The organism is Segeticoccus rhizosphaerae (assembly GCF_009192725.1).
GTDB classification, from domain to species: Bacteria; Actinomycetota; Actinomycetes; order Actinomycetales; family Dermatophilaceae; genus Segeticoccus; species Segeticoccus rhizosphaerae.
This window is the reverse complement of sequence record NZ_VOHR01000100.1, coordinates 1-11,747: the sequence shown is the minus strand read 5'-3', so window position 1 is coordinate 11,747 and position 11,747 is coordinate 1. Positions and strand designations below refer to the sequence as shown.

At 66.7% G+C, this 11,747-nt stretch carries 13 protein-coding genes; 8 read left to right on the top strand and 5 right to left on the bottom strand.

Annotation, left to right across the window (positions count from 1 at the left end):
• The 5 genes from FRW57_RS10190 to FRW57_RS10170 form a co-directional block, all read right to left on the bottom strand.
• On the bottom strand, positions 1 to 847 hold an 847-nt coding region (locus FRW57_RS10190; RefSeq protein ID WP_162529331.1), incomplete at its 3' end, for a cytochrome b.
• Positions 848 to 1,052: 205 nt separating this feature from the next.
• Positions 1,053 to 1,934, bottom strand: coding sequence for a DICT sensory domain-containing protein (locus tag FRW57_RS10185; protein ID WP_162308296.1), 882 nt, complete (start codon positions 1,932 to 1,934; stop codon positions 1,053 to 1,055).
• Positions 1,935 to 2,027: 93 nt separating this feature from the next.
• Positions 2,028 to 2,696 carry a CPBP family intramembrane glutamic endopeptidase gene (locus FRW57_RS10180; RefSeq protein WP_137123544.1) on the bottom strand — a complete coding sequence of 223 codons (669 nt, stop codon included), beginning with the start codon at positions 2,694 to 2,696 and terminating at the stop codon, positions 2,028 to 2,030.
• An 83-nt stretch (positions 2,697 to 2,779) separates the two neighbouring features.
• Entirely contained in the window at positions 2,780 to 3,676 is an 897-nt protein-coding gene (locus FRW57_RS10175; RefSeq protein WP_137123543.1) for an NAD(P)H-binding protein, read from the bottom strand.
• Positions 3,673 to 4,581, bottom strand: coding sequence for a MerR family transcriptional regulator (locus tag FRW57_RS10170; RefSeq protein WP_162308295.1), 909 nt, complete (start codon positions 4,579 to 4,581; stop codon positions 3,673 to 3,675). Before FRW57_RS10170 ends, FRW57_RS10175 begins: the two co-directional genes overlap by 4 nt.
• Before the next feature lie 127 nt (positions 4,582 to 4,708).
• Between FRW57_RS10170 and FRW57_RS10165 the strand changes: the two genes are divergently transcribed.
• The 8 genes from FRW57_RS10165 to FRW57_RS10130 all read left to right on the top strand — a co-directional run bounded on the left by FRW57_RS10165 (position 4,709) and on the right by FRW57_RS10130 (position 11,679).
• Complete coding sequence (locus FRW57_RS10165; protein WP_238999386.1) at positions 4,709 to 5,233, top strand: pyridoxamine 5'-phosphate oxidase family protein; 525 nt, start codon at positions 4,709 to 4,711, stop codon at positions 5,231 to 5,233.
• Between the two features lie 95 nt (positions 5,234 to 5,328).
• On the top strand, positions 5,329 to 6,378 hold the full coding sequence (locus FRW57_RS10160) for a polyprenyl synthetase family protein (protein WP_162529330.1): 1,050 nt from the start codon (positions 5,329 to 5,331) through the stop codon (positions 6,376 to 6,378).
• A gap of 98 nt (positions 6,379 to 6,476) precedes the next feature.
• Positions 6,477 to 7,325, top strand: a complete 849-nt coding sequence (locus FRW57_RS10155) for a phytoene/squalene synthase family protein (RefSeq protein WP_137123565.1) — start codon at positions 6,477 to 6,479, stop codon at positions 7,323 to 7,325.
• A complete protein-coding gene (gene crtI / locus FRW57_RS10150; RefSeq protein ID WP_152185942.1) occupies positions 7,322 to 8,983 on the top strand; it encodes a phytoene desaturase family protein in 1,662 nt (553 codons plus the stop codon). Before FRW57_RS10155 ends, crtI begins: the two co-directional genes overlap by 4 nt.
• A complete protein-coding gene (locus FRW57_RS10145) occupies positions 8,980 to 9,336 on the top strand; it encodes a lycopene cyclase domain-containing protein (protein ID WP_137123557.1) in 357 nt (118 codons plus the stop codon). Before crtI ends, FRW57_RS10145 begins: the two co-directional genes overlap by 4 nt.
• Positions 9,333 to 9,674 (top strand): lycopene cyclase domain-containing protein, encoded by a 342-nt coding sequence (locus tag FRW57_RS10140; RefSeq protein ID WP_137123558.1) that lies wholly within the window; start codon positions 9,333 to 9,335, stop codon positions 9,672 to 9,674. The genes FRW57_RS10145 and FRW57_RS10140 overlap by 4 nt, the downstream gene beginning before the upstream one ends.
• A gap of 68 nt (positions 9,675 to 9,742) precedes the next feature.
• A complete protein-coding gene (locus FRW57_RS10135; protein WP_137123559.1) occupies positions 9,743 to 11,032 on the top strand; it encodes a cytochrome P450 in 1,290 nt (429 codons plus the stop codon).
• On the top strand, positions 11,029 to 11,679 hold the full coding sequence (locus FRW57_RS10130; RefSeq protein ID WP_162308297.1) for a glycosyltransferase family 2 protein: 651 nt from the start codon (positions 11,029 to 11,031) through the stop codon (positions 11,677 to 11,679). Before FRW57_RS10135 ends, FRW57_RS10130 begins: the two co-directional genes overlap by 4 nt.
• Positions 11,680 to 11,747 lie beyond the last annotated feature (68 nt).

Genomic DNA, 11,747 nt, shown 5'->3' with positions numbered 1-11,747 from the left:
CCGCCTTGGCGGTGTAGACCGGCATCAACGGGTAGCCCACCACGTTCCTGTTGGTGCGGCCCGGTCCGGGGTACTGGGTGTGCTTTTGCACCATGACCAGCAGGATGTGCGCCGTGAACAGGCCGACGATGATCGCCGGCAGCAGCAGGATGTGGATCATGTAGAGCCGCGGGACGATGTCCTCACCCGGGAACGGCCCACCGAACAGCAGGAACGGCACGTAGCTGCCGATCACCGGGATGGACTGCATGAACCCCTCGGCGATGCGCAGGCCGGTGCCGGAGAGCAGGTCGTCCGGCAGCGAGTACCCGGCGAAGCCCTCCATCGTGGCCATGAACGCCAGGCTGACGCCGATGACCCAGTTCAGCTCACGGGGCTTGCGGAACGCACCGGTGAAGAAGACCCGGAACATGTGCACCGTGATCGCCACCAGGAACAGCAGCGCCGACCAGTGGTGGATCTGCCGGATCAGCAGGCCACCACGGATGTCGAAGGAGATGTCCAGCGTGGAGCGGTAGGCCTCGCTCATCTGGATGTCCTGCAACGGGGCGTAGGACCCGTGGTAGGTGACCTCGTGCATGCTGGGCACGAACCAGAAGGACAGGAACGTCCCGGTGACCAGCAGGATGATCAGCGAGTACATCGCGATCTCACCGAGCATGAACGACCAGTGGTCGGGGAAGACCTTCTGCATCAGGTGCCGCACACCCTTGGCCCCGCCCGTGCGGTCATCGAACCAACCCGCTACACCGCCCAACCTGGCCGCGGGACCACCCGCAGCCGGCCGGGTCGCTTGGTCACTGGCGCGCAGCCCTGCCGCGCCCTTGGGAATGCTCGAGGTGCTCATCGGACCCTTCCGCCTGCCTGGGTCGACCGTCTGGGCAAACGCGCCACGTCGCCCAGTATATGTTCGTCGTGAACACAATAATCTATTCGTTGCGAGTAAGTGTCAATGGAGACGAAGCATTACCAGCCGGACTGCTGCGCGGTGAAGGTCGCCTGCCCGGCCACCAGGTCGAGCCTCGAGCACCCCGGCGGCTGCGGCAGGGTCGTCAGGTGCTGCGCTCGAGGTAGGAGACCATGCGGTCGAGCAGGCCGGCTGCACGGGCCAGATCGGCAGAGGCGGGCGCTGGGGTGTCGGCGAGGAGCGCGCCCAGGCGGCCCGCAGATTGCGGGGCGAACCTGGTTGCCATCTCCACGCAGGCACGGGCGGCGTCCCGGACGGCGGCTGGGTCGACGGTCCAGACGGTTTCGAATCGTCGGTCGGAGTCTGCGGCGGGCTCTGGGCCGAGCTGCTCCCAGCCCGCGATGGCGGCCGGATAGTCGGGGCAGTCACAGACCAGGGCCCACTCCCGGCGCATCGGCTCGGTCGTGGGGACGGGCACCTGTAGTGGCCACCGGCTCCCGGCAGGGCGCCGGGGAAAGTCGGCGAAGACGACGACCGCGCTGGCGGTTCGGGCAAGCTCCAGCCAGCGGGCCTGCGACTGACGGTAGAACCGGCGTTGCTGGAAGCTGACGAAGAGAGCCGGCTGCTCGGCACGGGCGCAGCATTCGTCTTCGACAGCACGCGTCAGCGCCAACAAGGTGGACTTGCGCAGGACGTGCGCACGCAGTTCCGGATGCCGGTGCCGCAGCGCGGAGAACACCGACGACTCCACGTGCTCATCGGTGCTGCGCGCCGACTGGACGGCAGCTTCCATGTTGAGGCCGGCAGCTCGCCGGCGCAGGATCTCCTGCACCAGTTCGACGTCGCGATCGGTGTAGCGTCGGTGGCCCCCTCGTAGGCGACGTGGCACGGGAACACCATGACGTGTCTCCCATGTCCGCAGCGTGGCCTGGGGCACTCCGGTGCGGACGGACAGATCACCGATGGTCAGCTCCGCGTCTTGGCCCTGTTCGTCGATGATCTGCTCCTCGTTGTGGCTCGCGCTCATGCTAACGGGCCGCAGTGGGCCGCAGTGGGCCGCAGTGGGCCGCATCTCGCCGATCGGGCCGGATGGCCCACCGACGCGCGTTGGAGAAGTCGGTCACGGGTTTCGGCCGGCCGGCCGGAACAGGGGCGGCAGGTGACGCAGCATCAACACAGACCAGGTCAGGTGGGTCAGGATGGGCGCCTGCACGCCGCCGGACGCCCGGCGCTGGAACCCGAACAGGACACCCATGGCGGCGCCTGCGAGGGTCAACGCCGGATTGCGAGTGGCGGCCGTGGCCGCAACATAGGCAGCGCTGGAGACCGCCACCGGATGACCATCCCGCGTGGCTTGGTACAGCGCCCCGCGGAAGAACAGCTCTTCGGCCACCCCGTTGGCGCACGTGGTTATCAGCACGGCTGGAGCCGATCCCTCGTCGGCATACCTGAGGACACGGGTGATGGCTCGGTTCAGGATCGGGATTCGCCTCGCGAGCAGGGCGGCGAGGTAGAACAGCCCGAAGGCGCCGACTCCCGTGGCGACCGGAGTCACCACCGGCCGGCGGAGCTGGCTGTCGCGGCCTTCGATCCACCCCAGGTGCAGTGGTCCCGAGACGAAGGCTCCCGCGGTCCACGTGGCTGCTGTGGTCATGGTGAGCACCAGGAAGCGTCGTGATCCAGGCCTGCTGGTCATCGAGCTGGCCAGTAGCGCCGCTCCGCCGACCCCGGTGGCGCCGACGGCTCGACGGCGGAAACTGCGCACCTGTTGCGGCTCGGGGGCTGGCATCGGGGCTTGTTCGAGCAGCGGTTTCGGCAGGCGGTCGCGCAGCCGAGACCGTGGCGCGCGCGGGGGTCCTCCACCACGGCGCGTCACGGTCCGCCCGCTTCCTGCGCACGCTCTTGGAGGGCCCGCCGTACCGCCGTGTCGAACGACAGCGGTTCGAAGGGCACCAGCCCGCGGATGGCGTCGTCCCGGACCACCACTTCGTTGCTCATCGAGTCGATCAGCGCTCGACCGGTCGTGGCGTCCACGTCCGTGACCAGGGCCAGCCACCAGGAGGACAGCCGTGGGCTGAGCAGGGGGACCGGCAGCAGCACCAGCGGACGGCGCTCGATCGTGGCCACTCGGCGCAGCATCGTCGCGTACTGGAGGACTTCAGGACCTCCCACGTCGAACGCCCGGGATCCCTCGGCCGGGAGCACGAGACAGGCCACGAGGTAGCGAATCACGTCCTCGACGGAGATCGGTTGCGTGCGGGTGACAACCCACCTCGGGGTCACCATCACGGGGAGGTGCTCGACCAGCTGTCGGGTCAGCTCCCACGACGTGCCGCCGTGGCCGACGATGATCCCGGCACGCAGTGAAACCACCGGCAGACCACCGGCCTCGAGCAGTCCCTCGACCTCGCGCCGGCTGCGCAGGTGCGCGGACAGTGCGTCGGTGTCGTCGCCGAGTCCACCGAGGTAGACGATCCGCTTCAACCCCGTTGCGCCGGCGGCCGCCCCGAAGGCCAGGGCCGCGTCCGCGTCCCTACGCTCGAAGTCGGGAGCGTCCAACGAATGCACGAGGTAGTAGGCGGCGTCGCAGCCACTCATGGCCTGCTCCAGAGTGTCGGCCGCGTGCACGTCCCCGTGGACCGGCACCGCAGGCCCGGAGTAGCCGTCGGGGTGTCGGGTCATCGCGATCACCTCGTGACCCGCGTCAGCCAGCGCCGGGCAGAGCCGCCGGCCGACGAAGCCGGTGGCTCCCGCCACCAGCACCTTCATCCTGTTGCCTTGACCAGCTCGGCTTGGGTGACCGGGTCTCCGTCGAGCAGCGTGGCACCCAGCCGCTCGGCCAGCGAGGCGGTCGCGCCGGCACCGGCCAGCGCCAGCGTGCTGCGACCGGCCAGTGCAGCGAGCTCTGCGGCCACGTGCTCGAACCGCGCCGGGTCGGTGCTCGCCACGACGACCAGTATGGGCGATGTCGCCTGCACCGCTGAGGTCAACTCCTCGACCGGGGTGGATGTCCCGAGATAGGTGACGGCCCAACCGCGGCGGGCCAGCACGATGCCGAACACCAGCAGCGCGAGATCGTGCAGCTCACCGGGCGGACAGGCCAGCACCACCGACGGGCCGCCGCCGGCGCCCCAGCCCCGGGCCAGCCCGGCAAGCCTTCCCCGCAGGACGTTGCTGGCGAAGTGCTCCTGCGCTACGGTGGCCGTGCCCTGTTCCCAGCGGTCGCCGAGATCGGCCAGGTAGGGCACGACGACTCCGCGCAGCACCGAGTTCAGCGAGAGGTCACCGAGCGCGCGGTCCAGCACGGCTTGCGCTGCCGGCTCGTCGAAGGCGTCCAGGGCGCGGCGCAGGTCCTCCTTCACCCCCTCGAACCCGACGTGGTCTCGGTGGTCGGTGCTCGAGGCGGGCACCGCGGTGACCGGGGGTGCGGCACCGGTCGGGTCTGCCAGCACGACCTCGGCCGCCTGGGCCGGGGCGAGGCCCTCGGCCAGGAGCCTCTTCATCCGCTCGATACGCGCCTCGTCGGCGGGTGAGTAGAGCCGGTAGCCGCCGGCTGATCGCGTCGGGTCCAGCACGCCATACCTGCTCTCCCACGCGCGCAGGGTGTGGGTGGAGAGCCCGACGCGGCTGCTCAACGCGCCAATCCGCAGGCCGCCCTGGTCCGGAGAACTCATGAAGGCACTATACAACGTCTTGCTAAACACTTGACATACCTTCGACAGCCTTCCTAACCTTGGTCTGTGGTCACATCTGGCCGGGCCTGGCAAGGGGCCCCCGGCGACCCGCGCCGAGGAGAGAAACATGACTACCGGGCCGTACGCGGATCTGCTCGCTACCCTCCTGTCTCGGGATCAACTACCCTCCGACGCCAATATGAGCCAAGCAGATACCGGCCGTGCGATGGGCGACGCCACTCCGAGCAGAAACTCGCACCAGCTGGGGATGGACAATCCTGCCCTCCAGGAGTTCTGGGAGGAACGTCACCTCGCGACACTGACGACATTGACAGCTGACGGCCGGCCCCACACCGTGCCAGTCGCGCCGGTGCTTGACCCGGAAAACGGGACAGTTCGGATTCTCGCCTCTCGCCGATCGCGGAAGGTACGCAACGTCATCGCCTCAACCGATGTCGCTTGGGCGTCGGTTTGTCAGGTCGATGGTCGCCGTTGGTGCACGGTGGAAGGGACGACTCGGGTGCTGACGGATCACGAGTCCGTCCGCGACGCGGAAGAAGTCTATGCGCAACGGTTTCGTGTCCCTCGACCGAATCTGGACCGCGTAGTGCTGTTCATTACCGTCCAACACGCCATGGGGAGTTTGTCATGAGGGAAGGGCAGCTCCCGAGCGGCGCGTCTGGAAGACTGCACGAGCCGGAGAGAGGCGAAGCAGCGAACCGATTCCCTGGGAGGCGTGCCGCCGAGATGGCAACCACCTACCGCGGCGGGCTCCGCGACGAGTTGGACCGCTTCGTCGGAGAGGGACTGCGCCGAGCGGTTGGCCAAAGCGCTGACGCTCAGGAGCTGTGGCGCCAACTGGGTCACGCGGGACGTGGTGGCAAGAAGCTGCGGCCCGCACTACTTTTCGCATCGTACGACTGCTTCGGCGGAAAGGATATGGAGCTCGTATGCGAGGTGGGGGCGGCTTTGGAGTTGTTGCACACCGCCTTCGTGATCCATGACGACGTCATCGACCGGGACGTGGTGCGACGCGGATCCAGCAATGTCTCAGGCTTCTTCACCGAGCGAGCCCGCGCTCGCGGCGCCAGTGAGGATGGTGCGGTCACACTCGGGGTGGCCGCCGGCGTCCTGGCTGGGGATCTCGCGCTCGCGAGCGCCATACAACAGATCGCGATGTGTGAGGCCAGCCAGGAGACGACCCGCCAGTTGCTGGCCCTTCTGGACGATGCCGTCCGGGTCAGCGCGGCGGGTGAGCTCGACGACGTCGTCACAAGCCTCTGCCGTTCCACGGTCACCATGGAGCAAGTCCTCGCGATCGCTGAGCAGAAGACCGCTTGGTACTCGTTTCGACTGCCGCTGCTAGCAGGGGCGGTACTTGCCGGAGCCCCGCAGGGAACCGTGGATCAGCTGGCGGTGGTGGGTCGGCTGGCGGGCATCGGATTCCAGCTGGTCGACGACCTGCGCGGCGTCTTCGGCGATGAGGCCGAGACCGGTAAGAGCGTGCTCAGTGACCTGCGCGAGGGAAAGATGACCGCGTTGATCGCGCACGCTCGAACCACCAGCGCCTGGGACAGGATTTCTCCGCACCTCGGGGACCCCGCCCTCACCGCCGCCGCCGCCGCGACCGTCCGTGATCTGCTGGAGGCCTGCGGTTCACGACGGTATGTCGAAGACTTGGCCGAGGACTATCTCAAACAAGCCGTGGACACCGCGGAACATGTGGGTCTCGAACCGTCCCTTCTGACCGAGATCGGCCGACTCACACAGCGCATGATGCGAAGTGACGCAGCGTGAGGTCGCGATCGATAGTCCGGGACGCGAGAGCTACAGCGACGAACGACCCCTACCACCAAGGCGTCTACGACTCGGTGGCGCAGGATGCTGCTGCACGCATGATCAGCGTCTACTCGTCATCTTTCGGAATGGCCTCGCGACTCCTGCGGCGACCGGTGCGCGACCATGTGCGCAACATCTACGCACTGGTGCGCCTCGCCGACGAGGTCGTGGACGGAAAAACCGGCGTGCGCTTTCCCCAGCACGCTGGTGTTCTGCTGGACCGACTGCAGGCGGACACCGAGGACGCCTTGGCCCACGGCTACAGCGCCAACCTCATCGTGCACGCGTTCGCCTCGACCGCTCGTGAATGCGGCATCGAGCCGAGGCTGATCTCCCCCTTCTTCGGGTCGATGCGCACCGACCTGTCGGTGCGCAAGCACGATGCCGACAGCTTCAGGACTTACGTGTACGGATCGGCAGAAGTGGTCGGCCTGATGTGCTTGCGCGTCTTCCTGGCGGCGCCCGGGCAGGACGGCGCGTCGGTCAAGCCCACGGCAGTCTCGCATGTGAATGCTGTGGCCGCCTACGAGGAACTGGCGATCGGAGCACGCCGACTGGGCGCGGCCTTCCAGAAGGTGAACTTCCTGCGTGACCTGCGAGAGGACTACCTACTACGTGGACGCTGCTATTTCCCGGGCATCGATCCGCAACATCTCACCGAAATGGACAAACACCGCCTGCTTGACGAGATCGACGCTGATCTGGACCACGCTGCAGGCGCCGTCCTCCAGCTGCCCGACAGTAGCCGTTGGGCTGTCTCAGCTGCACACGCCGTGTTCATGGAACTGTCCAGTCGGCTCCGCAACACGCCAGCTGAGCAACTTCTGCAGCGACGGGAACGGGTCCTCGGCCCTACGAAACTGAGATTGGGTCTCATGGCCGGTGTCCGGCAGAGATCACGATGACCGGCCCCCGCAAGGTGGTCGTCATCGGTGGCGGAGTCGCAGGGCTGGCCTCGGCCACACTGTTGGCCCGCGAGGGCTTCGACGTGGAACTGCACGAGAAGAACGCAAGTCTCGGCGGCCGGGTCGGTCAGTGGGCGCACGCTGGATTCCGCTTCGACACCGGACCTTCCTGGTACCTCATGCCCGAGGTCTTCGAGCACTTCTTCCAGCTCCTGGGCTCCACTACAGGAGAGCAACTGGAACTCATTCGGTTGGATCCGGCCTACCGGGTGTTCTTCGAGGACGACCCGCAGCCGCTGGACGTGCACTCCGGACAAGAGGCGGTCTCGGCAGCGTTCGATCGGGTCGAACCGGGGGCAGGCGAGCGGCTCAGCGCCTACCTCGAGTCTGCTCGCACGACGTACGACTTGGCCATCCGGCGCTTTCTCTACACCACGTACGAATCGCTGCTGCCGTTGCTTCGCGTTGATGTGGTCCGTCGCCTGGGACGGTTGACTCGGTTGCTCGTTCAACCGCTAGACCGCTTCATCGCAGGCTACGTCCAAGACCAGCGCCTGGCCCAGGTGCTCGGCTATCCCGCGGTATTTCTCGGGACGTCGCCGTCCCGTGCACCCAGCATCTACCACCTCATGAGTCACCTTGACCTCGTCGACGGTGTGTTCTACCCCCGCGGTGGCTTCACGAAATTGGTGGAGTCGTTGACCGCACTGGCGGAGACAGAGGGAGTCCGGGTCCACACCTCGTCTCGTGCCACGAAGATCCTCACCAGGTCCCGACCGCGCCGGTGGGTGAGCGGAGACCGCCGCGCGGCGGAGGTGACCGGGGTGCGTTTTCGCACTGCACAAGGCGAAGAAACGACGGATGCCGACATCGTCGTCGGCGCAGCGGACCTGCATCACGTCGAGACGCAGCTTCTGACAGCCGCCGCACGCAGTCGTCCCCCTTCGTGGTGGTCCCGGCATGATCCAGGCACTGGAGCTGTACTCGTACTTCTCGGGATCCACGGCACGGTGCCGCAGCTCGCTCACCATTCGCTTTTCTTCACGCGTCACTGGGAAGCACATTTTGATGTGATTCACGGATCCGGTGAGCCGATCCCAGACCCGGCGTCCATCTACGTGAGCCGGTCCACCGCCAGCGACCCGGAGGCGGCACCCGAAGGACACGAAAATCTGTTCATGCTCATTCCCGTGCCCGCCGACACCGGGATGGGACGCGGCGGCGTGGACGGCGATAGTGATCTCGCCGTCGAACGCGTTGCGGATGCGGCCATTCGTCAGGTGGCCAGCTGGGCCAGTGTGCCTGACCTCGCCGACCGGATCGTTGTCCGTCGCACGATCGGCCCACAGGATTTCGCCGACGACGTGAACGCGTGGTCCGGGGGCGCGCTCGGCTTGGCGCACACTGCTCGGCAGTCGGCATTCCTCCGTGGACGCAACACGTCGCGACGGGTCGCCGGTCTCTTCTATGCGGGGCACAGCACCATTCCCGGCATCGGCCTGCCCATGTGCCTCATCAGCGCCGAGATCCTTCTCAAAGCAGTTCGTGGCGACCGCTCCACCGGTCCGTTGCCGACACCACTATCGGTGCGATCACGCGGTGTCGATCACCCTGCGGGGCCCACTCGACCAACGCCGGGCAGCCGGGGATCCCGATGAGTCCGCAGCACCTTTCCTACCTGCCAATGCTGGTGTTCTGTCTGGCAGGCACACTTCCGTTGGACCCCGCATTCCGGTCACAGGTGTTGCGCCAGCCGGCTCACCTCATGGCGACCATTGTCTTGGCTGCCTCGCCCTTTCTGCTGTGGGATGTCTGGGCCACCCACGCCGGACATTGGCGCTTCGACCGCCATCAGACCCTGCCTTGGCGTGTTGCTGGTCTGCCGCTCGAAGAGATCGCCTTCTTCGTCGTGATTCCGATCGCTGCGATCTTGACCTACGAGGCCGTGCGCCGTGTGCACGACCGCCGCCACCAAGACAACAACACGCGGCAGAGTGGAAGGTGCCCATGAGCTATACGGCGCTCGCCGTCACAGCGGCGGCCGTGGCCATCTCCGTCGACCGTTGGCTGTTGCGCACCCGTCTGACCTCGTCGCATACGTGGTGGACGGCGTGTGGGGTCCTCCTGGCCTTCCAGCTGCTGACCAACGCGTGGTTGACCGGCCGCGGCATCGTCCGCTACGACAAGGACGTGATTCTCGGGGGGGCGCGCGCGACCTGGTTTGGCGACGGCCGCGTGTTCTACGCACCGATCGAGGACCTTGCGTTCGGCTTTGCGCTGATCTTGAGCAGTTGTGCCGTGTGGGGTTGGCTGGGGCAGCACGCTCGACGGTGGGGTGGGTCGCCGTGACTGTTTTCAGCGCCAGATTGCTGCAAGGACCGTTGGACGTCGGCGCACCAGGGCCCACGACTCGGGAGATGATGAGGGACTTCTGGTCGATTCGCGCCGACCCGCTCGGTTTCCTGTGTGCGGCTCGTGAGCGGTACGGAGACGTGGTCGCATTCCCGGTGCCGGGCCCTCCGGCGCTGCTGATCAGCGACCCTGTCGATGTCCGCCGGGTGTTGCAGACAGCAGCCCGGACCTGGAGCAAGGACACCATCCAGTACCGCGCTCTCGCCAGGGTGACTGGTCCTGGGTTGCTCGCCTCGGCCGAGCCGGATTGGATCGAGCATCGCCGCCTCGCCGCGCCGGCGTTCCATCATCAGAGGCTGGACAACCTCGGTCTGCACGTGGCGGAAGCGACCGACAGGATGCTGGCGACCGAGGTGCCGCTGATGCGTGGCCCGCAGATCGTCGATGTTGCTGATCTGAGCCTACGCATCGCGCTGAACGTCGTCGGTGACGCGATTCTCTCAGCGGATCTTTCCGAACAGGCGCACCGGCTGCTTGAAGCGTCGAGTGCAGCGGCACGACTCGTGGTACGGCGGGGACAATCAGTCCTCCCTGAGCGGGTCCCGTCTGCTCTGAATCGACGGTTGTCATCGACACGACGTAGACTGGACGTGCTGTGTCTCCAGCTGATCGAAACGCGCCGGGCCGCCGGCTCTCACGGCGACGACTTGCTCGGCCTGCTCATCGAAGGGGGACTGTCCGACCAGGCGATCCGTGACGAACTGGTCACCATGGTCATCGCAGGACACGAAACAGCGGCAGCGGCGCTGGCCTGGACCCTGATGCTGCTCGCCGAGGACCAAGGAGCGCAGGACCGAGTGCGCAACGAAGTCACCCGGCACGCAGGTCCGATTCCGATGACGGGTACGCCAGCGGTGTTGCCATGGACACGTGCGGTCATCGATGAATCCCTGCGCCTGTACCCGCCCGCCTGGGTCATCTCGCGAAAGTCGCGGCAACCCGATGTCATCGGCGGCCTGGATGTCCCGGCCGGAACCGTCGCCATCATCAGCCCTTGGGTACTGCACCGCCGCCCCGACGCGTGGCCTTCTGCCGAACGGTTCCACCCGCAGCGCTTCCTGGATGACCCGGCCCCGCGAAGCAATTACCTGCCGTTCGGCGCGGGACCCCGGCTGTGCATCGGTCGAGACTTCGCGCTCGGCGAAATGACGATCGTACTGAGCCGTATACTCACCAGATACCGGGTCGAAGTCCCACGCCATTGGAGCCGCCCGAGTCCGCAGGCCGACGTTGCCGTACGCCCCAGCGGTGGCATGCCTCTGCAGCTGACACTCCTGGAAGCACCGCAACAGTGATCGCAGCGATACTCCTGGCTCTGTTGCTGCTGGGTGCATCGGTCGGTGCTCGACAACTGGCTGATCTGCGCCGCCTCACTGATGTAGCACCAGTGAGTGCTGCCGACAAGGTTGCCGTGGTGATTCCAGCGCGGAACGAAGCCGCGACCTTGCCGAAACTTCTCGCTTCGTTGCACAGTGCGCCCTCTGCGGTTGCGGAGGTCGTCGTCGTCGATGATGGCTCCACGGACGGCACCTTCGAGGCCGCGTTGTCCGGCGGAGCCGAGCCGATCGTGGTGACGAAGGTCCCGGCCGGTTGGACCGGCAAGGCGTGGGCCTGTCACGTTGGTGCCGACGCGACGCGAGCCGATCTTCTCCTGTTCCTCGACGCGGACACTGTGCTTGCGCCAGACGCCATCCCGCGCCTGCGTGCTGCGCACGAGGAGTATGGCGGTTTGGTGTCGGTCCAGCCGTATCACGAGGCTCACGCGCCGTACGAGCAGTTGTCGGCCTACTTCAACGCCTTGTCCCTGATGGGTAGCGGAGAGTTCGCTCGTCGCAGTGCCCATCGGCCGATGGCCTACGGGCCCTGCCTCCTGACCTCTCGCGCCGACTATGAGGGCGTCGGTGGGCATACGGGGCCTGACCCTGAATCTTGGACACGCTGATTCCAGCCTTGGGCTGGGGAAGCGAGATGATCAGGACCATGGCCCGTAAGAATTACTCTGAGGAGTTT